Source organism: Streptomyces sp. NPDC026062 (genome assembly GCF_055568375.1).
The window spans coordinates 14200-39400 of sequence record NZ_JBVHOQ010000059.1; the positions used below are offsets into that span (position 1 = coordinate 14200).

At 69.1% G+C, this 25201-nt stretch carries 14 protein-coding genes; 4 read left to right on the forward strand and 10 right to left on the reverse strand.

Going from position 1 to position 25201, the window contains the following annotated elements; translation table 11 throughout:
- Positions 1–98: 98 nt before the first annotated feature.
- The 8 genes from ACZ4LX_RS34460 to ACZ4LX_RS34495 form a co-directional block, all read right to left on the reverse strand.
- Positions 99–692 carry a hypothetical protein gene (locus ACZ4LX_RS34460; protein ID WP_225051239.1) on the reverse strand — a complete coding sequence of 198 codons (594 nt, stop codon included), beginning with the start codon at positions 690–692 and terminating at the stop codon, positions 99–101.
- Between the two features lie 32 nt (positions 693–724).
- Complete coding sequence (locus ACZ4LX_RS34465) at positions 725–1714, reverse strand: nucleotidyltransferase family protein (RefSeq protein WP_191891833.1); 990 nt, start codon at positions 1712–1714, stop codon at positions 725–727.
- Complete coding sequence (locus tag ACZ4LX_RS34470; RefSeq protein WP_364514553.1) at positions 1711–2817, reverse strand: nucleoid-associated protein; 1107 nt, start codon at positions 2815–2817, stop codon at positions 1711–1713. Before ACZ4LX_RS34470 ends, ACZ4LX_RS34465 begins: the two co-directional genes overlap by 4 nt.
- A gap of 332 nt (positions 2818–3149) precedes the next feature.
- On the reverse strand, positions 3150–4433 hold the full coding sequence (locus ACZ4LX_RS34475) for a DUF2399 domain-containing protein (RefSeq protein ID WP_467650903.1): 1284 nt from the start codon (positions 4431–4433) through the stop codon (positions 3150–3152).
- Positions 4430–9430: an SbcC/MukB-like Walker B domain-containing protein gene (locus ACZ4LX_RS34480; RefSeq protein ID WP_467650904.1), complete on the reverse strand. Its 5001-nt coding sequence runs from the start codon at positions 9428–9430 to the stop codon at positions 4430–4432. Before ACZ4LX_RS34480 ends, ACZ4LX_RS34475 begins: the two co-directional genes overlap by 4 nt.
- Complete coding sequence (locus tag ACZ4LX_RS34485) at positions 9427–10779, reverse strand: DUF2398 family protein (protein WP_191891837.1); 1353 nt, start codon at positions 10777–10779, stop codon at positions 9427–9429. The genes ACZ4LX_RS34480 and ACZ4LX_RS34485 overlap by 4 nt, the downstream gene beginning before the upstream one ends.
- The gene (locus ACZ4LX_RS34490) at positions 10776–12344 is read right to left on the reverse strand and encodes a DUF2397 family protein (protein ID WP_191891846.1); all 1569 of its coding nucleotides are present in this window, start codon (positions 12342–12344) and stop codon (positions 10776–10778) included. The genes ACZ4LX_RS34485 and ACZ4LX_RS34490 overlap by 4 nt, the downstream gene beginning before the upstream one ends.
- A 618-nt stretch (positions 12345–12962) precedes the next feature.
- Positions 12963–13625: a magnesium transporter MgtE N-terminal domain-containing protein gene (locus ACZ4LX_RS34495; RefSeq protein WP_225051450.1), complete on the reverse strand. Its 663-nt coding sequence runs from the start codon at positions 13623–13625 to the stop codon at positions 12963–12965.
- A gap of 175 nt (positions 13626–13800) precedes the next feature.
- Here ACZ4LX_RS34495 and ACZ4LX_RS34500 point away from each other — a divergent pair, with 175 nt between their 5' ends.
- The 4 genes from ACZ4LX_RS34500 to ACZ4LX_RS34515 all read left to right on the forward strand — a co-directional run bounded on the left by ACZ4LX_RS34500 (position 13801) and on the right by ACZ4LX_RS34515 (position 21586).
- Positions 13801–14220, forward strand: coding sequence for a restriction endonuclease (locus ACZ4LX_RS34500; RefSeq protein WP_467650905.1), 420 nt, complete (start codon positions 13801–13803; stop codon positions 14218–14220).
- A 325-nt stretch (positions 14221–14545) separates the two neighbouring features.
- Positions 14546–15979 carry a hypothetical protein gene (locus ACZ4LX_RS34505; protein ID WP_225051452.1) on the forward strand — a complete coding sequence of 478 codons (1434 nt, stop codon included), beginning with the start codon at positions 14546–14548 and terminating at the stop codon, positions 15977–15979.
- Positions 15980–16089: 110 nt separating this feature from the next.
- Positions 16090–19263 carry a DEAD/DEAH box helicase gene (locus tag ACZ4LX_RS34510; RefSeq protein WP_225051453.1) on the forward strand — a complete coding sequence of 1058 codons (3174 nt, stop codon included), beginning with the start codon at positions 16090–16092 and terminating at the stop codon, positions 19261–19263.
- A gap of 550 nt (positions 19264–19813) precedes the next feature.
- Positions 19814–21586: a hypothetical protein gene (locus ACZ4LX_RS34515; RefSeq protein WP_467650906.1), complete on the forward strand. Its 1773-nt coding sequence runs from the start codon at positions 19814–19816 to the stop codon at positions 21584–21586.
- Positions 21587–21870: 284 nt separating this feature from the next.
- Here the strand turns inward: ACZ4LX_RS34515 and tpg are convergent, their stop codons facing one another.
- Positions 21871–22428: a telomere-protecting terminal protein Tpg gene (gene tpg, locus ACZ4LX_RS34520; protein WP_191891844.1), complete on the reverse strand. Its 558-nt coding sequence runs from the start codon at positions 22426–22428 to the stop codon at positions 21871–21873.
- Between the two features lie 12 nt (positions 22429–22440).
- Positions 22441–24684, reverse strand: a complete 2244-nt coding sequence (gene tap, locus ACZ4LX_RS34525; protein ID WP_467650907.1) for a telomere-associated protein Tap — start codon at positions 24682–24684, stop codon at positions 22441–22443.
- Between the last annotated feature and the right edge of the window lie 517 nt (positions 24685–25201).

Consider the following 25201-nt stretch of genomic DNA (forward strand, 5'->3'; position numbering starts at 1 on the left):
GGCCAGGGGCGGAAGCGTCATCCGATTCTGTCAGTTCTCCCCCCGCCGTCACAGCCGTCTCTGCGTTCGCCTGATGTGGCGTGCGTTCTGCGCGCCGGTCAGGGGCTCTGCGGTGCAGGGGTCGGGGGCTGGGAGGGAACGGTTGGCGTGGAGGCAGGCGCGGTCTGGATGGCGAGTTTGCGGTAGCCGGTGGCGGTGATGGTGTGCCACGACAGGTAGAAGCCGACGGTGGCCAGGATTCCGAGGACGGTGGCCGTGGCGAGGAGGAGGGGTCGGTGTTCGACGGGGTAGCGCCCCAGTGCGAGATCGGTGGCCAGGGTGAGCAGGATGCTGTTGAGGACCCAGCCGCGGCAGATCCGCAGGCGGGACCGTGCGTAGTCGGCCCGGGCGGTGAGAGCAGGGGTCTCTGCGAGTTTCAGGCGGGCCTGGGCGTAGGCGGCGGATGTGCGAAAGGACTGGGCGCGCAGCTTGCGCCGTGCGGGGGTGAGGGCGGTGTCGGCTGCGCGGTCGATCAGGATGCCTAAGGCGTAGGCGAACGCGAGGGCTGCGCCGGCCGCGAGGGGTGTGCCGCCCACGGGAGCCAGTTTGCGGGTGTTGTCGGGACCGGCAATGGCAGCGGTCAGGATGCCCAGGCCGGTGAGGAAGCCGATGCCGACGACGAGGACTTCGACGAACATAGCGGTGGCGGCCACGACCGCGGAGGGTTCAGGCTGCGGCGGTCGGGTCACAGGTAGACGCTCCAGATTTCTGCCATGTCGCTGAGCATGGTTTCGGGCAATTCGTCGTACCACACGCCTCGTAACAGCATCTTGGCGGCGGTGAGGCGTTCGAAAATGATCAAGCTTTCCGGCTGGCTGGCCAGTATGTAGCGGCCGTGGGTTAAGAAGAGTTCGCTGGTGGGGCCGTAGTCGCGGTAGGCCGCTTCGAGCTGTTGACGGTACTGTTCTGTGAACTGGGCGAGCTTGTTGGGGTAGTCGGGCTCGTTCTCGACGGTCTCGATCAGGACGTCGATGATGTCTTCGGACAGGTCGCGCCGGTACTCGTGCTCGGTGAACGTGCGGTACAGGAACTCTGCTTCGTCCAGGAGTCGGTTGGTGCGGGTGAAGTCAGGGTGTTGCGCCAAGACGTCTACCCCCCGTTCGACCTCGAGGTCGTACAGTTCGACCAGGGCGATCAAACGGTACAGCGACCTACTGACATCGCGGGGTACGTCGGTGGTGCCTGTTTTGTAGAGCAGCCGGTGGGACATACGGGCCCACAAGTCGGTTGCTTCGGTGCGGATTTGGATCTCGCACTCGTAGGGTCGGCCGTCGCTGTCGGTGAGGTCGCCGGCTGCGAGGACCTGGACGTGCAGGCGGGGGTACTGCAGCGTGTACTGGCCTTCGATGTCCTCTTGTTCTCGGTAGTCCTGGGGGTCTTCTACCAGTGTCAGGTTGTCCTTGACGACCTGAAGGGCCTGGTTGAGGAAGCCGTGGTGCTGGACGGTGATGCGGACGCCTGCCTTGTCCGTGATTTGAGTCCAGGGGTCGGCGTATTCCTTGTGGTAGGCCTTGGTGACGAAGCTGCCGATCTCCTTGGCCCGGGAGGTCACCTCGCAGGTGATGTGGGCGCGGGCGGTCTTGCGTCGTAGAAGGGCTGCGGTGAGCTGTGCCGCTTTGCGGATGTTGGGGAGTTCGGCCTGGTACCGGTGGAAGGCGTCGTTGACCGTGCTCACCCGGTTATGTCCGCCCCGGGTGCTTGGCCGTCTGTGTGCGGGGCGTCGGGTTTGCGGGGGCTGTAGTGGCTGCGTGTGGAGGTGATCTTGCCTTTGACGGTGACCGTGGAGGTGCCGTCGGAGTGGTCTTCGATCTTGATGTCCTCGCGTACCCGGTTGACGGGTGTGACGATGGAAATGCCGCTTCTGAAGCCGATCTGCAGCTCGCTGAGGCGTGGAGCCACCCGCGCGATGTCCTTGTCGAAGCTGCCCGTGGGGACGTCCTTGCTGGCCAGGTAGGTGAGGAAGCTGTCCTGGTCATGGAGGTCGAGGTGATCAGCGGCGAAAGCGGTCGGGTCCAGGGTCGCGTTGTTGGAGCGGAGCTCGACCAGGACGGCCATCAGATAGTCGACGCTCTTCTCGGGGTCGTCGACTCTTTTGTCGACCCAGTCGACTGCTGCCTCGTGAAATTGCTGGGTGACGCGCTTGGGGTCTTCCTTCTGCCGGCAGCCGAGGAAGGCCTGCAGCCAGAACTGTGCCATCTTGCCGCCCAGCTGCTTGTCCGCTGCCCACCCCTCGATGGGGCCATCGTCAGGGATGCCGTCGACGCAGAACAGGGCGGCCTTGTAGATCTTGTTGTGCTCGGTCATCAGGAGGTTGGCGAAGTAGTTCATGTCGAAGGTACGTTTGCCACCGACGAGTACCTCCTCGGCCCGGAACCCGCCCTCCTGTTCCAGTTTCACGATGAGCAGCGCCCTCTTGCCGGCAAGGCTCGCTGAGGCCACGAGGAGCAGCCCCGCGGGACTGTTGCCGCGCTGGCTTTCGAAGAGGAGTTCGGCCAGGTCGGTGGAGACGCTCACCAGGTCACGCTGCTCGGCGAGGTACTCGTAGACACGGTCCGGCAGGTTCGACTTCTTGACCTCGACCTCTTCCACGACCGGGCGCCCGTGCGAGGCGAGCGCGCCGCGGAAGTTGCCCTGGATCTTGGCACGCACATCCTCGCTGAGGCTGCACACCGCTTCGCTGAACTGGACTTGCGCTGGTACCGGGTCGTTCCGCTTGCGCGTCGGGACCAGGTGAAAGATGGCCTCGTCAACGACGAGTTGAGCGAATTCGCCCGACATGACCCACCCCGTAGATCTTTGAGTTGATGCCTATCGGCCGAGCATCAACCGCATGTCCGCGCCGCGTCTGGGCCGACGGGCGTGTGGTGCTCCTCGCGGCGTGAACGCCCGTGACGCAAGGCGTTGCTGACCCCGCGTCAGGCAACCGAGGCGGCTATCGTAACGGTCTGTGCATGGCGCGGAGGGCGTTTGCCGGGGCGATATGCGGCTAGTCATCAAAATGACTCAAAATAAGTGAACCTTGTGCTAAATATGCGCGTCCGTCGCGGACTTCGTCCGTGTCACCGATCGCTTGGCGCACCGCACGCCGCCATGACTGGCACTCTCCGTCATCAGCGCCCGGGCGACCTCTCCCCGCCGTCCGGCCGCGGGACAAGTGGTGAGGCTCTGCGCTGTGAGCACATCGGGTCAAGGAGACGGCTGAGGACGGCGTCGTGTTCCTGGTAGATGACTCGCCCCGTCTCTTTCAGCCGGTCAGCCAGGTCGGGATCAGTGGTGTTCGGCAGCGGGCCGAGAGGAATGGCAGACGGCAGGTCGCCGGCTGCCTGAACCAGAGCGGCATCCATGGCGATGAGTGCTGCCCCGTAGGTCTGCTGCACCGTGGTGGCGATGTGCAGACCTGCAGCGTCGAGGTCTCCTGCGTAGCGCAGGGGAACACCCTGGTCGACGGCGAGTTGGAGCAGAACGTGGTCGACGGCCCGGAGTTGGCCGCTGGTGCAGGCCATCGGCTGGGTGCTGGCGCATTCCATCGCGGCCTCCAGGACGGAGGGGTTTTCGACGACGGTCAGCGGGTCGGGGGCCAGCCGCGGCGGGGTGCGGGTGAGGTCGAGAAGGTTGAGGGCGACCGGGGTGGTCGCCTCGTTGAGCCGGCGGTCGATGAGGCCGTCGCCGAGGGCGCGGACCTGGTAGAGCAGGACGGTGGCGGAGAGCCGATCGGCGATGATGCCGTGCTCGGCGAGCAGGGCGCGTATGTGGTCGGGGCGGGTGGGTTCGGGACGGTCTGCGAGTTCGGCGAGGGCGGCAATGAGGCGCTGTCCGGGCCCGGTTGCGGGGTCGAAATAGTGCGGGTCGCCTGCGTGGTCGTGGGCGAGTTTGGCCAGGGTACGGGGCGGTGTGTGCGGGAGGCAGCGAGTGATGGAGGCAAGCGTGTCGATGAGGCGGCGCAGCGCGGCAGCGGATTCTTCGTCGGCTCCTGAGGTGAGTCTGGCCCGCAGCCGGGGCAGATGCGGCAGCTGCTCCTGTGCATGGCGGATCACTTCCCGGCGCAGTTCGGCGGCGGCGAGGCGGCCGTGCCTGCGGTTGACGACTGCGCGGCCCACGGCGTCCTCGACCAAGGACTGCAAAGTGTCCGTGGTCAGGCCGAGGGCGGCCAGGAGCGGGGGCAGCGGCACCTTGACGCCGCGGTCGGTGCGGGGGACGCGAGTGCGGCCTCGTCGGCGCTGGGCGGATGTGTCAAGCCATGACTTCAGGGCGGCCACCGCGCCCGGCGCGAGGTCGGGCACGGTGACGGTGGCGATGTCGGCCGGGGCGCTGCCGGCGCTGAGGCGGTCGTGGATGGCCTGCCACAGCGGGGCAAGTTCCGGGTCGGCGGCGAGGAGGGAGTGATCGGCGGTCACGGGCTGTCCTGGGGCTGCGCAGTGGTCACGTCGAGGGTGAGGGGCTGGGGTTCGCCGTGGCCGTGCCACAGCCAGGGGACGGTGATGCGGCGCCGGCCGGCGGTGACGACCTCGTGGACCATGGCCCGCTGGGTCTCCCGCTTGATCAGGGGGGTCATGAACGGGGCAGTGGCCAGGACGTCGAAGTCCCAGGAGCGCAGCAGGGCCAGGACCTGGCGCAGGTTGCGTTCGTCGAAGGCTGCGTCGATCTCGTCGACGGACAGCAGGCGGGGGCCGGCGTAGCCGGTGGCGGAGTACATCGACCAGGCGGCTGCCAGCAGGGGCAGCATGGTGGCCAAGCGCCTCTCACCGGTGGAAAGGGCCTCCAACGGGTTGGAGCGGGCGGTGATTTCTCGGAACTTCTCCTTGCCGGCGGCCTCGAATGAGGCGTGGGTAACGGAGATGGTCCAGTCGTACCAGCTGCGGTAGTCGAAGGTGTGGGCGACGCGTTCTGCCCAGGGTTCGCCGGCCTTTTCGTTCATGCGCTGGCGCAGCGCGTCATACATCTGCTCGAAAGTGTCGTCGGAGGGCGGCTTGCCGATGAGGTCCACCATGCGCTGGGCCTCGGGGTCGTCGCGGACGTCCCATGCGACTTGGACGCCCACGTGGGCCACGCCCGTTCGGACGTCTTTGAGTGTGTCGTGGATCTGGGTGACCAGCTCGACGGCTGCTTGCCGGCGCAGCTGGATGTCGCGCTGCAGGCGGGTGAACAGGCTTGTCTTGAGGACCTGCTTGATGTCGGCGCGCAGATCGTCTTCGAGCTGGGCCGCGGTGGCCTTGAGGTCCTCAACGGCGGCGGGGACGTCTTGGCCTCGCACCGCGGCGGGGTCGGCGACGACGGCACGCCGCCAGGGGGTGTCTTCGATACTCAGCAGCGTGACCTGCCGGTCGAAGCCGGCCAGGCCCGTACTGGCCTTGCGGGCGGCGGTCTCCAGCAGGGCCAGCTCGCGGTCGCGCTGGCGTACCAGGGCGGTGCGGCGGTCGGTGCCGCCGGGAGCGTCGGCGAGCAGGCGCCTGGCCCAGGCCAGGCCCGTGGTGAAGTTGGCAGGGCGGCCGGAGTCAGTGGTGGGCAGGTCGTCAGGAACGGCAGCGAGGCGCTCGTCGGCCAGGCGGCCGAGCCGGGCCATGCAGGCATCGCGGTGTTTCTCCGCGGCTTCCCGCTGCGGGACGAGCATCCCCAGTGTGGCCTGGGCGGCGCTGGCTTGTTGGTCGGCATCCTGCTGGCGGCCGCGGCACTGTTCGGCGCGGTCTTCGGCCTGCCGCAGCTTCTCGGCCGTGGTGTCCCGGCGGGCTTGGAGCTCTTGGTACTTGGCTCCGTGCAGGGCACGCATTTCGGCGACCGTGGCGGCTTCCTCTTCAGCGCGTCGCTGGGACTGGGCGGCTTCCCGCTCGGCCTGGGTGTGGCGTGTGCGGCGCTCGGCGGCTTCCTGGCGGTCGCTGTCGGCCCGTTTGAGCAGGTCGGCGACCCGCTGGGCGGCCGGGGCCCAGGCCTGGATGTGGCCGACGAGTTGGGCGGTGGTGTTCCGGCGGGCGTCGAGATGGTCCGGTTCGGTGCGCAGCATGTCGCCTGCGGGCAGGGCTGCTGCGCGGTTGAGTGCGCGCAGTGCTTCGCTGACGGCTTGGGAGGCTTGTTCGTGGCGGCCGGTGGCCTTGAGGGTTTCAGCGCGCGCCCGGTTCAGGTCCTGCTCGGCGGTGTCCTCGGCGGTGTGGGCTGCCTCGACGGCTTCGATCGCCTCGCAGGGGAAGGCTTCGTGTTCAGCGTCGGCGGCTTGCTGGGCGGTCGCGGCACGGGCGCGGGCGTCTTCGCTGGCTTCGGCGGCGGCGGCCTGGTCGGCTGCAGCCTCTGCGGCGGCTTGGGCCGCTTCGGCGGCGCGTGCCGCGCTGTGCCGGGCGTGTTCGTGGGTGAGGGCAGCAGCGGAGACGGCGGCGTTGCGGGCAGCTGCGGCTGCCTCGAGTTCGGCCAGAATCCGCTCCAGAGCGCGGTCGGCGTCGGCCAGTGCCGTGGCGGTGCTGTGCTTGAGGGCTTCGGCGGCCGCGTGCCGGTCAGCGGCCTGGCGGCGCGCTTCGTCGACGCAGGCGGCGGGCGGGAGGCTGTCGCGTTCGGCGGCGGCTTCGGTGATGTCCTGGCGGCAGCGTGCCAGGTGTCCTTCCGCGTCTTTAAGGGTGCGGTGGGCGGCGGCCAGTTCGCCTTCGAGGCGCTGGACTCGCTGTTGGCGTGCCCTCTCCCGTGTGGTGCGGCCGATGAAAGCGGCCTGGTATCCGGCGGGAGCGCTGGCGGTGAGGACGCCGTGGGCCAGCCAGCCGGATGCCGGGTCGCTGCCGGGCGTGTCGAGCGGGACGGCGGCGAGGATCTCGCGTACCCGTGCGGCGTCGACGGCCGGGATGTCTTCGACGACCAGCAGGTCGGCCAGAGTGCGTCCCTGGGCGGGTGCGGTGGGCGTGAGGGTGAGGTCGCCGTCGCACACCCGGCCGTCAGGGGTGACCAGGGCGTCCAGGAGGCCTGCGACGAGGAGGGCTCCTTCCAGCCGGTGGGCGTCGTCGGCACTGAGATGGGGGGCGAAGTCGACGAGTGCCCACAGCGGGACGCCGTCCCTGCCGGTGCGGGTACGCCAGGCCGGAGGTTCTGGGACGGGGGCTGCCTGCTGGGCCTGGTGCAGTTCCTCGGTGAGGGCGCTGACGGATTCGGTGGCGGCCTGGACCTGCCGGGCTGCGTGCTCGGCCTGGCGTTGGAGCCGCGGTGCGGCCTGGGCGTGTGCACGCATCGCAGCCAGGGTGAGGTCGGAGGGCTGCAGGGCGTGCAGATCGGCTGCCGACGCGGTGGGGTGGGGCAGAGGGAGGTGGTCAGCGGACAGGTGGGTGAGGTTCCCGCGCCAGGTGTGTACCTGACTCAACCAGTCGCGCACCGCCTGGAGGGCAGCCGCGTCGGCCTCGGTGCGGGCGTGTTCGGTTGCCCCCAGCGCGGCCTGGGCGTCGTGGCGGGTCTGCTGGTGGAGGCGGTGGGCCTGGGTGCGGCGGTTCTCGTCGGCTTCCGTCTCGGCGTGCGCGTGGTCCAGGGCGGCTTCGTGGGCGGCGCTGGCTTCGTCGGCAGTTTCCTGGGCTGCGGCGTGCTCGATGCGGGCCTGGTCTGCGAGGCGGGCTGCGGCCTGGGCAAGGGCGGCGTCGGCGGATGCCTTCTGCTGGTGCCCGGGAAGGTCGATGCGGGAGCGGGCCGCGGCGGCGGCGGACGCACGCCAGGCAGTGAGCCGACTGGTGTCAGTGCGCTCCTCCGCCTCGCCCGGTGCGGCCAGCTGCGGCGGCAGCGGGCCGAGCAGAGGTGCGCCGGCCTGCCAGTCCTGGAGGCGGGCGGACAGTTCCTCTTCAGCACGTCGGCGGTCACCGGTGGCCTGGCGGGCCGCCTCACGGCGCGTGTCTTCCGCGTCCTCGGCGGCACGCTGTTCGTCTGCGGCGGTGCGCTGGTTGGCCTGCATGTGCTGGTAGTTGTACAGAGCCCGGTCGACGGCCTGGATCTGGCGCTGATGGTCTTCCGCCCAGGCCAGCGGGTGGCTGCACAACCAGGCTGTGTCCAACGTGGTGTCGGCGCCCTGGCCAGCCGCGGCGAGGGCTGCCGATGCGGTCATGAGGTGTTCGCAGGCGGCCTGGGCTCCCAGAACATTGGCGGTGGTGCGCAGGTCTCCAGAGATCCGGGTGAGCTGGGTCTGGGCGGCCTGGGCGTCGTTTCGGCTGTCGGCGGCCTTGCGGCGGGCCTCGTCGGCGTCGGTGCTGGCCGTCCGCGCGCGCTGAGCGGCGGCTTCGGCCTGGGCGGCGAGGTCGCGGGCGCGTGCTTCGTGGTGCGGCAGTTCGGCTCCGGCATGGTCGCTCAGCAGTGCCTCGTCCGCGGACAGTTGCCCCCGGGCGCGGGAGATGTCGCTCTGCGCGCGGGCATGCTCCTGGGCCGCGTCCCGGGAAGCCTGCTGGGCGGCATCCAGCTGGTCGGTGGCCCGCTTGAAGTTGCGGGCCTGGTCGTCGAACTCGGTGTTGGCTGCGGTCAGGGCAGCAGCTTCGACCTGGGCCACGGTGCGCAGATAGCGGCGGTAGCTGCGGTCGGTGCCTTCCAGGAGTTTGGCTTCCTGGCGGGTGCGCTCCAGTTTGTGTTCCAGTTCGGAGATGCGTTCCATCGCTTCGGCGATCTGGATGAGGTTGTCGGTGTCGAGGGCGGGCAGAGCGTCGGTGAGGACCTGCCGCATGCGGGCGGGGGAAATGGCTTCGGCTGTGCGCACGCTGCGCAGGGAGCGCAGGACGGCGAGCAGTGCCTCGAACTGGACCTCGTTGAGCGGGGCGAACAGGCGGGTGCGCACATTGTGGCGGTAGGAGCGCTCGTCCTGGGGGGTGAGCTTGGTCAAGTAGCCGCGCAGGGTCTTGGAGTCGGTGAACATCTCGCCCTGGCAGGCGGCCAGTTGTCCGGCGAGCACGTCCAGGGCGACGGGCTCACGGTCCAGTTCCAGTACCAGGTCGCTGCCTACCCGGCCGGGGGCGAGGAAGAAGGCGCGGTGCAGGTGGCCGGCGGTGGCGCGCAGCCACAGGCCGGTGGTCAGATACCGGGTGGTGCCGTCGGCCGGGTCGTGCAGACCGTACTCGAGCCACCAGACGCCGGTGCGGTCTTCCCGGTCGTTGAAGTCGGTGTGCCGGCTGGTGAGGGTGCCGGCGGCTTTGCCGGACACCGACAGTGCGGTCTGGGAGGTGTCGGCGTCGAGCAGGACGGTGATCAGCATGGAGGCGGTCAGGGACTTGCCGGATCCGTTGGGTCCGACCAGGGCGAGCCAGCCGTCGGAGAAGTAGAGCTGTTCGCTGGCCCAGGCCCAGGAGTTGACGATGCCGGCACGCGTGGGCTGCCAGCGGCCCTCGGCGGTGGGGGCGGCGACGAACGGCCCGTCGGCCTCCGTCAGGCTCAGGTGCAGGGCGGGGTGCTCGGGGGGCTTCATCCGTCGTCTCCTTGGCGAGCCTGGTGCGCGGCATCGGGGGTGGGGGCGGTCTCGGCCGAACCGGACGGCGTGAACAGGGGTAATGCGGGGTCGGCGGGCGGGGCGGCGGCCGGTGTGGGTGGCGGGGCAGGCTGGCGGACGCGGACGCGCCACAGGTGCACGCCAGGTGTGGGCAGCCAGGTGTCGGGGCGGTCTGGATCAAGGGCGAGCAGGCCGACGCTGGTCAGTTCGGCGGCCGCGGCGCGCGCCAGCGCCGAGATGCGTTCGTAGGAGGCGGCCCAGCGGGGCTGGCGGTCTCGTATCTGGCTGAACAGTTCCGCCATGTCGGTGAGCGTCAGTGGTGCGGCGGGATCCTCGCGGCCGGGAAGGACAGCCAGCAGGGCGAGGGCCGCCTGGCGTTCCGTGCGTCGGCCGTTGGGGAAGTCGATGCTGCTGGACTGGCCGCTGGGGTCGGTGACCTGCCACCAGTCGCGGCGCACGGTCGCGGTGAGCCCGAGGGCGGCGACGGCGTTGAGGGCGCGTTCGCGTCCGGTCAGCGTGTGCAGGTAGGGGGTGGTGTCGGTGTCGTCGTCGAGGGGGTCGGCCGCGGGGTCATCGACCAGGCGGCGGATGGCGTTCAGACGCCGTTGCTCCAGCGTGGGGGCGTCTTCTGCCGTGTGGGCGGTGTGGTCCAGAAGGGACTCGGCGGACAGGGCGGCGGCGTGCCGGTCAGGGGGCACGCCATCGAGTTGCAGGAGGGTGGGTGAGAGTGAGGAGAATTTGCTGGCAAGGCGGTCTCGGGAGGCCGTGACGATGAGGTCACCGTCCTCCTCGGCCAGTACTCGGTCGAGGTCGGCGTCGACGGTGATGGTGCCTTCCGCTACGAGGATCTTCAGGGCGTCGGCCAGGCTTTGGCGGTTGTGGCGGGCCTGCTGCTTGCTGACGTCGTCGGTGGCCACGACCGGGAAGCGAGGCAGGCGCGCATCGGTGGTGTCGGCCGCGCAGACCTGGGCGATGGCCTGCAGGAGCTCTCTCACGCTCATGCGCGGGCGGCGCCACAGCTGTTCGCAGGCCAGGCAGATGAGGATCATCACCAGGGTGCCGGCCAGCGGCTTCTTCTCCCGCACCAGCCTCGGGCCTCGGTCGCCTGGCGGGTCCTGGCGGCGTTTGTGCAGGCGGATCAGGCCGGCGACCTCGTGGACCTCCAGGGTCCAGTTCAGTTCGGTGCGGAAGAACTCGGCCAGGGGCGGGTGACCCTGCAGGGCCACCCGGTAGTGCTCGGGGTCGTGTTCGATGGTGAGCCGGCCGGCAGCGGCCAGCAGGCGGGCACTCGCCCGCAGGTCGGCGTCGAGCAGCAGGCTGTCATTCATGCCACGCTCCAGTTCTGCCCGGCCGCCCGGGGCTCAGCTGCGCGGTCAACGGAGGGTGTGTGGCCTTGAGGGATGACCGCCAGCCACAGCTCGGGCCCGGACAGGTGCCCTTCGGCCAGTTCAACGGTGACCGTGATGTGGGGCCGGCCGAGCTTGACGGTCACTTCCAGGCCGGCCTCGTCGACGGCGGCCCGCCCCAGTCCGTCCTGCGGGTGGTACTGGCTGAGCGCGACTTCGACGGCATTGAGCAGGATCAGTGCCGCCTCGAACGGCAGTTGGCCCAGATACTCGAGGCCGACCTCGCCGTCGGTGGCCAGCAGCCCGGCCAGATAGCGACGGCGCTGCGCGAGCGCCTGTGCCTGGGCGTGGGCCGCTGCTCGGTCGGCGCTGGTGTCGGGCACCTTTCGGGGCCGTCCGCTGGTGCGACCGTGCCGCTCGTGTTCCCGCAGCGTCACCTCGAGCTGGTGACGGCCAGTGCCGGAGTGGGCGGGAGTGCCGTGAGCGACGTCCTCCTCGCCGGCACCGATGACCGCGTGCCAGGCGGGCCAGTCCCCAAAGGCAGCCGCGTACACCCGACGGGCCTCAAAGTCATCCGGCTGGCGATACAGGCTGTAGGCCAGGGCCCTGAAGTCGACGCCCAGGTCACTGCCGCGCCGACGGGCCATGTAGCGACGGTCGATGGCAACCAGCAGGGTGTGCACGGCTCCGCTGGCCGAGTCGATCAGCCTGTGCACGGTTCCGTCTGGTTGGAACCATGCATCCAGGTCAGTCAGGCGGCGGATACGCTCGTCGATCCAGTGCTGCTGGTCGGCGACGTCCAGGAGCCCGGCATGCCCGGCAGCAGCCTCCACAGTGCGGGCGAATCCAGCCGCCCGCAGCTCGGCAAGCGCCGCTTCCACCCGTGGCAGGCCGCGCCCGTACTCACGGGGGAACTGGCGCAGCGCCTCGATGACGCGGTCGCGATTGTCACCGAACACGTCGTTGTCGGTCACGTCGGACTGCACCATCCTCGCCAGAGCCGCATAGAAGTCGGCCGTCACCCGCTGCAGTTCGTCGATGCGGGTGCGTACGTCCTCCAGATCGCCCGGCAATCGGCCGTGATCGTCCTTCAGATGACCGAGGATCTCCCGCAGCGTGTCCTGCACCCCGTCCAGAAGACGGCTGGGCAGTTGCAGAGCACGCACCACATCGACAACTGCGGTGCGCACGGCGGCCACGACACCGCGTCCTCGCTGCGTCAGCGCCCACGCCTCCTCACGCGCCGACAGACCCTGCAGACTGCGCAACGGAGCGGCGTAGTCGTGAAACGGCTCGGCGAACTTCCAAGCCAGTAGCTGGTCCAGCAAAGCACGCAGCTCAGCTTCCGGCAGCGGGTCGTGGTAGCCGACTGCCTTCAGCTGGGCGGTGATGTCGGACAGCGTCGCCATCGGCCCACGCGTGGACAGCTCTTCCAGAGCGGCCAACAGGGCGAGATAGCGCTCCTTCACGAGGCCTTCCGGCATCCCGAACACGTACCAGTCCCCCGGTACGACCTCTTGCCACCACATCCGCGAACGCAACACCATCTCCCCCTGCATACGACGGCACCGTGACGCTCGGTGAAGCGGACCGGCAAAACCATGCCGCTCCATGCTTCCGAGCCGTTCATGAAAGCTAGATGCCGCCACTGACAACGCCGCCGGGGAAACCCACAAATCATTGAGGATCCGGCACTCGTCGATGACTTGAATCTGCGCTATTCGCGTCAGCCAGTGCACGGGATTCGAGAACGGTGCACGAACCGGCTCGCATCCTCCCCCACCCAGGGCAAGAGATCCAGCAAGCCCTGTCTGAGCTGCGAAAACAAAGAATCACGACGTGATCGAGATCTGCGACGCCGAGGATCCACACCACCACCAGGCAGGGCCCATTCGGCCTGTCGGCGTCAGCCGAAATCAAGTCAGATCCTTACGAGAGGCACGTCACACCCTCACGGAATATCGAACATGCATTCCTCGCAAGAAACTCGCGTATTCGTTCGAATTCCAGTAGTTGATCTTTACAGCTACGATTTCTTGCAGAAGATCGCTTGCAAGTGGTGAGCACCACCCCGAATGAGGACTGCGGGGCATGCGGGTAACCATGTGCGACACCCTGAACAGGCAGATCTGATTGAGGAACCACTGAGCCAACACACGTCGGATCTACGCAGGCCGGGCAGGCCGGCCGCTCGCTCCCGGCCTACGGTAGTCCCGTTCGAGGGGCCGGATCAGCGAGGAGACCATCCGGGCAACGGAGTACCCATCGCCCACCGACCTGTTCGTCTCGGGCAACGAGCCGCCGACCGCGGTCAGACCGATGTCGGCCGGCCCGCTGCTCTCTCGCCGGCGATCGCAAGCTGCCCGCCGGAACACAGGCCTGTGGCACCACTCGTTATTGTCGTCGGTGACGTCTACGGGCAGGTGGACGGTAGAACGTGTGGTCCGCTGGTGGACCAGCTCGAGCACGGCGGCTTTCTTCGTCGGTTCCATCAGGTCCAGGAGGGTGGTGGCCTCGGGCGGATACATCTGGCCGAGGACCGCTGCCGTCCGGACCGCCGGCAGGAGGTTCACCAGTACGGCGACGGTCTGGGTATCCATCTGCCGGGCCACTGCAGCCGCCCACCGCGGGTCCATGTATTCAGCCAGCGCAAGGACTTGAGTCGGCTGCAGACGGCTCACGATGGGCAGCGCTTCCCGGGCCATCATCCTGCCCAGCAGGTTGGCGGCAGCGGTCGGCGCGATGTGGGCGAGCGCGGCCGCCGCGTGCAAGGTCGGGCCCCGGGATCCGCGCCTGATGTACCACGCCGAGATGCTGCCCGTGGTCACTCCAGCCCTGTGGCGGGAAGGCCCTGCACGATGAGGCCGCCGCCTGGGCGGAGCGGTTCCGCAAAGGAGATCCTGCCTATCAAAGCGACGGCAAGTGGTACGAGGCCACCCTCGCACACCGCAACCCGCCGTCGCCGCGGCCGCGGCTGCGGCCGCCGACGACCGTATTGATCTGGTGAGCCTGTCCCCCGAGGACCTGAACGATCTCGTTCACCGCCTCTGCATGAAGCTGCACGGCACTGCGGAAGGCCCCCGCGAGCTGATCGGACCGGGGCAAGCAGCCACCGTCTTCCGTGACAGGTCCCGCACCGGCGAACGGTGGGTGCTTCAGTGCCGGCGCAACCGGCACGTCGTGCCGGCGGAGACGGTCCACGCCCTGGCCGGGCAGATGCTGGACGTGCAGGCCAGCCGAGGCATCCTGGTCACCACCAGCTGGTTCGAGGCAAGAAACCACGCATTCGCCCAACGCAGCGGCCGCATCGACCTGGTGGACGGCCGAGCTCTCAAAGCCCTGCTGCGGGAACACCTCGGCGTCGAGGCCCGGCTCGGTCTTAGCCGGCTTCCGCCCCAGTGGAATCTGCACGACCTTGCCTGAGCATCCCGGCTCTCGCTGCCAGCCATCCGGCTGACAGCGCCGTTCGCGAAGGCCATCGCTGCTCCGACTGCGCCTGTCCCTGGCCAGCTGAGCCACCCGCAGAGTGTGCAGTCGGGCCGCGATCGGAAATTACCCGAATCTGCCTGATCGTTCGTTGATTGGGGGCTACAGTCGCGTTTCAGGCCCGGGTCGCCGCTCGTAGCGATGGCACCAGCTGTAACAGAACTTCCACGCTGTCCGGGGATGCGGTCGTACCGTGCCCACCAGCAGCTTCCTTCTCATCTGCGGCGGGCGTCGGCTTGCCGCGCATCGTTGGAGCTCCTCCATGACAGCCGTCCAGGCCACTCCCTCTGCGTTGCCCCGCGACTTCTTCTGCGAGCACTCCGCCAGCAAGAGCCGCGTGCTCGTTCTGCTGGCGCACCCTGACGGACCCTCCAGCCTGCAGGCCGTCATGACCTGCAAGGACGCGCTCGTGGCCCATCATGCCGCGCTCCTTCTCTGCCTCGCCGCCCGCAACGGAGTCCTCACCGAGCCGCAGCAGAGCACGGCGGACAAACTGCTCACTGTGCTGCCGGATGCTCCTGCTGCCTCCTTCCGTCACGCTCTTGACCAGGCATGCGCGGGAGTGTGGACGGTCGGCTCCCCGGGGTTCACCTGGCCCTCTGATGACCCGTTCGACTGGGTGCAGGAGAGCGGTGAGGAAGCGGCACTTCCCATTTCCGCTATCCGGAGCCCGGGGGACGCTCGGCTCGCCGACCTGCCCGGTCCGGTGGTCCGGGTGGTCCAGTTGCGCGAGTTCCACGTCTACGACCAGGCCAAGGCACTCGCGGCAGCAGCTGCCAGCGGATGGGAGCCGTTGCCGCCGGAGGAGCTCACCGAAGATGATCCACACGATCTGACCGGCGCTGTCATGTTCGCTGCCGAGACCACAGGTGACCTGCCGGGTACGGACTGCCTGAACGACACGCAGGATGGCCAACTGCTGCTGTCGGCTCAGGGAGACGAGGTTGCCGACTGGTCGGCTGAGCCGGTCCGCGTCGACTTCGGCCCGGGCTGGCGCCTGCGCCGGGCCAATCACTCGGACACCCGTTTACTCACGGGCGCTGTGCCCGAAAGCGAAGATGAGCAGCCGGACTTCGCCGCGCTTTTCGCGCTGCCGGCGGCGTGCGACTGCGAGGAGGAGGACTGCCAGAAGTGCGACTGGACGTTCACGCCGCGCACGGCCGAGCTGCTGTACAGCGCGCTGGTCGAGCTTGCTGATGCGGCCTACGACGATGCCGCCGAACTGGGTGATCGTCCCGTCACCCAGGACGAGGACGGTGCGTGGGGCTTCTTCTCCCGTCTGCCGCAGGTGACCTGGCGCCAGAGCAAGCAGTGGCGGCTCGGCCTGGCCCGGGCCTGCGACGATCTGGCAGGCGACCTCAAGAGCGGCAGGTGGCCCCGGCCCGTCTGCGCGGCGGAGGAGATGGTCTTGCATCTCGCCCTCGGCGATGCCCCCGAGCATCGGGAAGCCGGTGACGGCAGTCCGCATGCGGCGCTGCCCGCGCACCGCGACGACTACGACTTCGACGCCTGTTCGGATTTCTTCTTCCAGGACCACGATGTGCTGTGGCTGTACGACAGCAAGTACAGCGAGGGCGCTGGTGAAGCCGAGGGTAGGGCGCCCGCCAGCGTCCCGTCCGCCTTGCACCCGGACAACTGGTTCGAGGACTTCCTAAACGTCCCAGCGCGCTCCCCCGAGCGCGGACACCGCCGCTGAACCGCGGGCACGGGTCTTGGCGGCATCGGTCGAAGCCGTGACCTTTCCTTCGCCTTCCGCACTCACCTCGCTACGGGCCGGTGCCCGGAGCTGCAACAGAGAGCACCTGGATGAACGTGAGCACGCAGCCCGTATGGGCTGAAGAAAGATACGAACACAACAAGGTCCGCCAGCTCCTGGTTCCCGGCGGCACACTGCAGGCCACCGACGAGGCCGGTGCGCTGCGGGTGTCCAACGTCTACGGCAGCTGGCCCGCGGTACATGTGGCAGCGGAAGCGGCCGACGGGCTGACCGCCGTGCTGCCCGACCGTTCCGGCCAGGAGGTGCACTGGCAGGGCAGCCGCACGCTGCACCCAGCGCCGGCGGTGGTGGAGTCGTATCGGGAAGCCATCGGCTTCCGCCCGCACGGCGAGCCCCGCAGCCTGCGCCGCCCACAGATCGGCGCCCTGCACGCGGTACTGGGGCACTGGGCCTCGGGGCTGGGCGATCCGGGCATCGTGGTGATGCCCACCGGCACCGGCAAGACGGAGACCATGCTGGCTCTGCTGGTCGCCGCACGGATGGAGCGGTTGCTGGTGCTGGTGCCCAGCGCCGCTTTGCGGGACCAGATCGCGGGGAAGTTCGAGACGCTCGGCATCCTACAGCAGGAGCAGATCGTCACGCCTGCCGCGTTGCGGCCGCGGGTTGGCCGGCTCGAGCACGGGTTCAAGGACCCGGAAGAAGCAGCTCGGTTCGTTCAGGCATGCAACGTCGTCGTCGCCACCCCGCAGATCCTCAGCCGGGCCGTGGGCAATGTGCGGATGGCACTGCTGTCGTCGTTCTCCCATCTGATCGTGGACGAGGCGCATCACTCCCCCGCGGACACGTGGGCGCGGGTGATCGATGACTTCTCCAACCGGCCGGTGCTGCTGTTCACTGCCACCCCGTTTCGGGAGGACGGCCGCCGCCTGCCCGGCCGTACCGTGTTCCGTTTCCCTCTGCGGGAGGCCCAGCGGCTGGAGTACTTCCGGCGTATCAACTACCGGGCCGTCTTCGGTGTCCAGGACGTCGACCGGGAGCTGGCGGAGCTGGCCGTGGGCCAGTTGCGCGCCGATCGGGAAGCCGGGCACGACCACCTGCTGATGGCGCGGGCGGAGAGCATCCCAAAGGCGGAAGAACTCGGTGCGCTCTACCAGCAGTTGGCGCCCGAGTTCCATCCCACCGTGGTCCACCAGAACGTGGGCGTCACGCGCCGTAAGGCGGCCGTGCAGGCGCTGCGGGAGCGTGAGTGCCGCATCATCATCTGCGTCGACATGCTCGGTGAGGGATTCGACGAGCCCGCCCTGAAGATCGCGGCCATGCACGCGGCCCGCAAGAGCCTGAGCCCGATGATCCAGTTCATCGGCCGGTTCACCCGGGCCGCCGACGGACTGGGTGAAGCCGCCGTGTTCGTCGCGCAGGAACCGGGCGCCGGCACCTCACCGCTGCGGCGCCTGCTGCGCGAGGACGCCGACTGGAATCATCTGCTACGCGACCTGACCGACCGCGCCACCCTGGCCGCGGAGGAGACCAGCACGTTCGACACCACCTTCACCGGTGCGCCCGAGGACGTGGCGGTCAGCGTGCTCGAGCCGAAGATGAGCGCGATCGCCTACCGCGCGACCACCGCCCAATGGCGACCCGAGGCCGCCCTCGCGCTGTGCAAGGGCAACGAGCGCGTCCTGGACGACGCCATGGCCCTGGGCGGCGAGGACTCCTCCGTGGCCTGGTACGTCATCGAACGCCGCACCCCGGTGCGCTGGGGCGCACCCCAGGAATTGGAGCAGGTCGTCTACGAGCTGATCGTGCTCTACTTCGACACGACCAGGCGGCTGCTCTACATCCACGGCTCGGAGAAGTCGAGCACCTACAAGGACCTGGCCGAGGCAGTGCTGGGCGAGGACTGCGAACTGATCAACGGCAAGCGCACCTTCCGGGTGCTGGCCCGCCTGGACCGGCTGGTGCCCACCAACGTGGGCCTCAAAGACGCCCGCGACTACTTCACGCGGTTCTCCCTCCACGTCGGCAGCGACGTCTCGCAAGGCTTCACCACCGCCCAGGAACACAAGAGCCAGACCCACATCGCCACATCCGGCTTCGACGACGGCGACAGCGTCTCGATCAGCGCCGCGCACTCGGGCCGGTTCTGGTCCCCCACCACCGCGCCGAGCCTGAAGGCCTGGACCGACTGGTGCGACCAGCAGGGCACCAAGCTGCTGGACAGCACCATCAATCTGGAACAGATCTTCGACGGGTTCATCATCCCCGAGGACATCACCGCACGGCCGCCGTATGCACTGCTGGGCGTGGAGTGGCCCTGGCAGGTCTTCCTCGGCTCCCGCGACCGGTACACCCTCACCTACGACAACGTCCGCTACGCGCTCACCGACGTGGACTTCGAGGTCGACGACTACTCCCCCACCGGCCCGCTCCTGTTCTCCCTGACGACCCCCGCCTGGCAGGTCGCCTACCAGGCCGACTACGACACCAAAGGGCTGTTCTACCGGCCGCGCGAGCAAGACGCCGTCATCGTCGGCAGCGGCCCCACAGCCGAGCCGCAGCCGCTGGAGGAATGGCTCAACGCCCACAAGCCCGATCTGTTCCTGGAGGGCGACCGCCTCATCGACGACGAGGGCAAACTCATCGCCCCGCGCTACACCCGCCACCCCTACGACCCGTCCCTGCTCACGCCGCTCGAGTGGCAAGGCGTGGACCTGAGCAAGGAGTCACAAAAGGCACAGCGCCGCACGGACTCCATCCAGTACTACATGTCGGCCCACCTGCAGGCCACCGGCTCCTTCGACGTCCTTGTCGACGACGACGGCTCGGGCGAGGCAGCCGACCTCGTCGGCCTCAAGGTCGACGGCCGCCACCTGGATGTGACACTCGTGCACTGCAAGTACTCGCACAAGCCCACCCCGGGCACACGAGTCGAGGACCTGTACGAGGTATGCGGCCAGGCCATGCGCGGCGCCAAGTGGCGGCGCGGACACGCCCTGCCGCTGCTGGACCATCTGCACAGCCGGGCCATGCAGTACACCCAGCGCAACGGCGGCATCTCGCCCTACGAAGTCGGCGATTCCAAGGCCCTGTTCGCCATCCGTGACCAGGCCCGCCTGCTGCGGCCCCGCTTCCACACGATCATCGCCCAGCCCGGTCTGCAGGCCGGCAAGGCCACCAGGGAGCAGCTCCTGCTGCTCGCGGGTGCGGAGAAGTTCGTCCGGGACACCAGCGCCGGCGACTTCACCGTCTACTGCAGCCGGTAGCTCCACGGGCGGGCGCGCGATCGGGCATCTTCAGGCGCTGCCTCGTGGCGTGCAGGGTGCCACGGGGGGAGAACCGCTTCTGGCTCTACCACCGTGCGCAGCTCGAACTCGCGCGGGAGCGCCAGGCCCAGCGGGGAGGGATGAGGGTACTGCGGGGCCCCGCTGCCCCCGGCGGATGGCTATGTGTCCTCCATCTACCGGGTGACGCAGTCACCTCTGTGGTCCCGGATGTCGGCGTTGGCAGCGAGTATCACGGTCGTCGTCATGGCGCTGGGGCAGCTGTGGCTCCACTGGCGCTAGTCGACAGCGCGGCGTAGTACCCAGGTCCGCCCCCCACAGTGACGCTGCGGGGCGGACCGCATTTTCGTGGCCGGGTCCTTCTTCGAGGGCTTCAGTGTGTTGGAGCGCAAGATGCCGTTGGCGTTGTCGCGCTCGCCGTGGGTGGAGATGCCGCGCTGAACGCCGACCGCGACGCCGCCGCCGGTGCCGGTGCCCCCCCCAAGTCAGCCGACGTCACAATGGATGCGGCGGACCACGTATTGGGGTGAGGATGGACGGACAGCAGTCGCAGGGAACAGACGGCAGGCGTCCTGACGGGCGGGAGGCGGATGCCGCGACTGTGCGTCTGCGGGCAGCAACGCGGGCCCTGCGGCTGCATCTTGACGGCCTGCCGGCGGTATTCCACTTCGATGGGGCGGGCGATCAGTTTCTGGCCGAGTCGGTGTTTCCTTTCGCTCGGTGGCGCTACGCATGCGCGGACTCGCTGCTCGGCTCGGGGATGGGCGGCACGGTCGTGGGGGCGCTGGCGCGGAGTCTGTTCGATGACGGCCTGCGCTGGCAGTGGATCGCGCAGGATGCAGCGGAGCGGCGGAGCGCGTTGATGGGCAGCATGCTGGAGGAGTGCAACCGGATCTGCGGCTACGTGGCCGACCATGACGTGAGCTTCCCGAATCTTGCCCGGTGGTTTGTGCCGCTGAGCGGTGTCACCGATCTGTCTGGAGGATCCCTTGCGGCGCTGTCAGCGCCACCGCTTCCGGATGAGCAGGAGTTGCTGGACATGTTCCTAGATTCCCCGGCTCCGCCGGTGGCGCCTGCGGTCGTGGGAGGCCGCGTTGAGGATCTCCTGGACGCGGCACGCGGCACGCTGGCCATGTCCGGGCTGCGGGGTGCCGTGATGGTGCTGGGTCATGCAGGCCACGGCAACCTGCTGGGGCTGCAGAGCAGCCTGGCCGCCGGGGGTGTGCCCGGCCATGACCTGCGTGCCGATCACGAGGCCCTGTTCATGCATGTCGCGGCCGTCGGTGTCACCGTCACGCTCCTGGGCGTGTGCTCGGCGGTGCCAGAGTGCTGGCCGCCGGAGGTCGATCAGGCCGGTTTCCTCGGCCAGGCGATGCGGCTGACCGAGGACGTGGTTGCCGCGGCGCGCGCGGTGCACGGCCTGGGCGACCCCAAGCCCGCCTCGGCCGCCTCCTCCAAGGTCAGAACCCGCCCGCGGCAGCTGCGCCTTCGCCCCGAGGTACTGGTGGCGCCCAGCAGCGTGCTGCCGGACATCGCCGACGCCGGTCCCGTTATCGCGGCGGCCGAGGAGTACGACGCTTTCCTCAGCAGCTGGCACACCAGCCCCTGGGCACACGGCAACCCCAAGCTGGCCAGTGTGCTGGCCTATGCCGGAGCTCACTCCACCTTCGCCACCGTGATGTTCACCTATGACCAGCACGCCGCCGTCACCGCGGTGTTCGGCGCGCGCATGCTCTTGGAGGAAGCCGCCCGCTTCACCTGGCTAACCCAGGACCCTGAGGACGAGGACGCGTTCGTGCAGCGCTCCACCCGCTACTTCGACGAGTTTCGCGCCCGCAAGAAGAAGACGATTGAACTGTTCGCCGGCAACGGCGTGGCGCTTGCTGCTGCCCAGAAACTGTTCCAACTGCCTGACCCCGTCGTCGAGGGGCCGGAGACGATATCCAAAGGCCGGAAGCCGCTGCCACCGATCGACGAGATGCTTCTGCTCATGGGAGCGCCCTATCCCGAGCCGGGCTGGCTGCCTGTGGCGTACTCGCTGCTGAGCCAGGTCACGCACAGCACCCCCATCGGTCTCGTTCACATGGCCCGTTACCGCGAGGGTGTCCTGCACGCCCACACCGTCTCGCCCGAGATGCTGGCGCTGGCCCTCGACGTGGCCTGTCTGGGAAGCGCCCGGCTGATCAGCCTGTCCGCGCTGATGCTCACCCACGGTGACGACGCTGCCCGGCAGTACGCGCTCGGCCTCGAGGAACGTGCCCTGGCCGTGCACGACATCGCACGCCTGGTGCACTGGCTGGACTGAGCCCGCACCCCGTCACCACGGCTTGCTCGTTCCACGCTGCCTCTTGCCACGCTGCCCTTGCGGCCCCGTCCCGGCAGCCAGGTCAGAGTGGAGGCGAGCGGCTCGGCGAGGCCGTCCAGCCGGTCGGGGCCGGCAGGCAGCACTTCCTCGATGAGGGCGGCCGGCGGCGGGGCGCCGAGCGCCGTACGCACCTACGCCTCCAGCTGCCCGGCGTGCTCGGGCGGGCAGGCGCCGAACACCAGGGTGACGAGGCGGGCCGGACGCTCAGCTCGCCAAGGGGCGATCTACAGGTCGAACTCGAGGTGCTCGATGTCCGTGAAGCGGACCTCTTCCAGGCTTCCGGCGCGGCGGCCGCCGTCCTGGAAGTAGACCTCTTTGAGGGCTTCGGCGGCGATCTCCTTCAGCTGCTGCTCGGTGGCGCCGGCTTCCTGGGCGTCGAAGAGTCGGGCGGCGTAGCGGGGCGGCAGGGCGAGGGTCAGGTGCCGGATGCGGTCCTGATCGGTCGACCCGATCGGTGCGGTGTAGCCGAGGCGGGCGCGGGTGTCGACGACGATGCCCCCCGTGGTGGCCGCCTTCTGCCGGGCCTTGGCCCTGATCTGCGGCTGCCAGCGCTTCTTCACCTCGCGCTCCAGTCGCGCGGCGAGGTCCGGGCGGGGCTTCTTGATCTGGTCCTTCACGTACCGCTCGACGGTGCGCTGCGAGATGCGCAGCATCTGGGCGACCGGCTTGGTGCCGCCCAGCTGCTTGACCAGGTACCGCATCTGCGGGCCCGCGTTCTTGGGCGCCGGGCGGGTGAACGCCTTCTGCACTGCGGCGTCCAGGCCGTCCCCGAACAGGCTCATCGTCGCCTACTCCTACTCTCCGTTGTCGACGTCGGTGACGGTGCCGTCCTTGATATACCGGGCGAGGTTGAGCTCGGGGGCGTTGAACCGCTCGCGGACCTCTTCGCCCCACAGGACGCTCTGGGTGCCCTCGTGCTTGACCAGGCCAGGGTTGATGCCGAGCTTGAACCCGCCGGGCAGCGGCTTGCCGTCCCGGTACGGCAGGAAGTCCAGCGGCGACGTTCCGTCGGCCGCGTACACGACGCAGTCGGACAGGACCGCGATCGGATACTGGCCGGTGAACGCCGCATGCTTGACGATCTTGCGGTGCAGGTTGATCCGGGTGCGGGAGATGACCGCCGCGCGGATGTCCGGACGCCACGTCGGACGGGACAGCGCCCGCCACGGCTCGCCCGGCCGCCAGCCCTCGCCGCGCGGGCGCTCGCGCAGCTTGCCCAGGCCGCCCTTGACCGTCGCCTTGATCGCCGACACGACGATCGCGAGCTCAGGGTCACGTTCCTTGTAGCCGTCCATCGCCGTCAGGAAGTCCGCCGGCGCCATGTCCGCGTCGACGCCGAGGTCGGCCATCGTGGCGAGGAAGGCGTCGCGCAGCCGGGTGTACCAGCCGTCCAGGTAGCGGCCGTTCTCGTAGCGGACGTACGCCTCCATCGGCGCGACGTCGTAGCCGAGCTCCACCGCATAGGCCACGGTCGGCGTCGCGTACCAGGCCGGGCCCTCCGGTTGCTCGCCCTTCGGCGTGAACGGGCTGGGCAGCAGACTCGCGTCCAGGTCCGCCCACTTGTCCTTGGCGACCTTCACGCGCGACAGGTCCACATGCGAGAGGTCGACCAGCCAAGAGCCGGACAGCTTCGCGTCGAACACCGGCGCCTTGACATGTGTCGGCGCGCCGAGGCCGACGACCAGGCCGTTGGCACCGGCGGCGAAGGCCATGTTCACATCGATGCCGACCAGGTGCCGCAGCGTGCACTCGGCATCCGTCATCGGCCGCGCCCAGTCGTACGCCTCCTCGAACAACTTCTCCCCGGGGCCGCGCACGTGGAAGCGCGGCAGCTCCTTGAGCAGCGGGTGCCCGTCAGGGGCCTCGCACGGCGCGCAGTCCACCGGATCCTTGCCCAGTGAGCCGGGGTTGTGCTCGGAGTGCCGTTTGCCGTCGGCGTCCGGCTCGGAGGCCCGGGTCGGCGGGTGCAGCGCGGTCATCAGCTCCAGACCGGTCACGGCCGTGGAGCCGCGCGGCGTCATGACCCGGGACGCGTACACGCCCAGCACGCGCGCGAGTTCCGCCGGCGGGGGCTGCCCAGCTTCGCCCCAGTGCCGCGTGTCCAGCGCGTTCCATGACGGGATGCACAGCTGCACACAGGCCCGCTCCGCACCGGTGGCGGGACGGTAGATCCGCGCCCACGGCCCGAACCCGCGCTTCGTCAGCTTCCACTCCGCGCGCACCAGCTGCTTGATGACCTTGTGGCCCTCCGGGATCCGCCCGGCGAGCCGCTCCTCATCCGTGAGAGCGACCGGCAGGCCGTAGCGCTCCAGCGCCGACGGGGTGAGGACGATCAGCGGGTCGGCGTCCTTGCCCGAACCGGACAGCTTCGGTTGACCGAGCTTCGCCTCGCGCAGCGTCCACTCCACCAGGGACGGGATCGACTTGGCGGGCACGTCCAGGACCAGGCCGCCGGTGCAGTACGCGAGGGCCTGGCCGTCGGCGTCGACATCGACGACCGCCAGCGGCCCGTTCTCGAACCACGCGTCGGTGCCGACCGCCGGGGTTCCGGCCGGGGCCGCTCTCTTCGCACCCGGGCGGCGCGACGTCGACGACGTCGGCCTGGTGGTGCGCGCCGGACGCGGCGCGGCAGCCGGAGCAGCGGAGTTGGCGGCGCTGGGCTGAGTGTTCTCTCCAGTCGTGGCAGCCGCAGCCTCGGGACCCGGACCTGTGGACAGAGTCCGCGCTTCCGAAGCCGGAGCGTTCGTGAACGTCGCCGGTGCGGCCGTGTCCTTGCCGGGTGCCGCGGTGTTGGGGTCGGCGGGATAGAGCTCTGCGAGCTGCTTCAGCAGGTGCGCGTATGCGTCGCGCTCCGGCGGCCGCGGCTCCGTCTTCCCGGACTCCCAGCCGCTGACCGTCGCCCGCCGCACGTCCAGCGCGGCCGCCACCTCATCCAGGGTCAGGCCGTGCGCAGTACGCAGCCGCTTTCGCTCCGCCGGCGGCGGCAGGGGAGACCGGGACGCGACCAGCGCGTCGATCCGGTCGAACAACTCGGACATGGAACACCTCCTGGACTTCAAGCCTAGCGCGAAGCGTACGGATAGCGCACTAAAAGCGTACCGATCCCGTACATCATGCTGGAGGTGGCCCTTTGGGAGACAACCACCTCCAGCAGGCCAGGACCGTTCCGGCGGCCGAGTGCGCGGAGCGTTGCGTGCACGCCAGGCAGTGGCACGGAGCAGCGACGGGAATGAGACGGATCGTCCGCGACTGTTGCCTGCCCCAGCGACACGGCCAGTCTGTTCACCAGATGCCAGCGCAAAACCCACCGCTACGGCACCGGCGGCAGCCCGCGGTGACACTGGTGCGCGGGGCCAGCTGGCAAAGGAAGGGTGGGAATCGACCGTCCGCTTCATCAGCGCACGTCCGTAGCGGCGGTGGTTGCTCCTACTGCTTGGCGCCGGACGAAGCTCACCAGCAACTCCCCGTTATGTTTTCCACGGCTCCGCAACGGGGCCGCTGGCCTCCGGGCCCGGCATGACTTGGTCCCCCTGTCCGAGATGACCTGGGGGGTGG

Coding starts and splice junctions, on each gene's coding strand:
- ACZ4LX_RS34470 (WP_364514553.1), bottom strand. CDS start 2,817: ATGTCGGGCGAATTCGCTCAACTCGTCGTTGACGAGGCCATCTTTCAC.
- ACZ4LX_RS34480 (WP_467650904.1), bottom strand. CDS start 9,430: ATGAAGCCCCCCGAGCACCCCGCCCTGCACCTGAGCCTGACGGAGGCC.
- ACZ4LX_RS34485 (WP_191891837.1), bottom strand. CDS start 10,779: ATGAATGACAGCCTGCTGCTCGACGCCGACCTGCGGGCGAGTGCCCGC.
- ACZ4LX_RS34490 (WP_191891846.1), bottom strand. CDS start 12,344: ATGGTGTTGCGTTCGCGGATGTGGTGGCAAGAGGTCGTACCGGGGGAC.
- ACZ4LX_RS34505 (WP_225051452.1), top strand. CDS start 14,546: ATGACAGCCGTCCAGGCCACTCCCTCTGCGTTGCCCCGCGACTTCTTC.
- ACZ4LX_RS34510 (WP_225051453.1), top strand. CDS start 16,090: ATGAACGTGAGCACGCAGCCCGTATGGGCTGAAGAAAGATACGAACAC.
- ACZ4LX_RS34515 (WP_467650906.1), top strand. CDS start 19,814: ATGGACGGACAGCAGTCGCAGGGAACAGACGGCAGGCGTCCTGACGGG.
- tpg (WP_191891844.1), bottom strand. CDS start 22,428: ATGAGCCTGTTCGGGGACGGCCTGGACGCCGCAGTGCAGAAGGCGTTC.
- tap (WP_467650907.1), bottom strand. CDS start 24,684: ATGTCCGAGTTGTTCGACCGGATCGACGCGCTGGTCGCGTCCCGGTCT.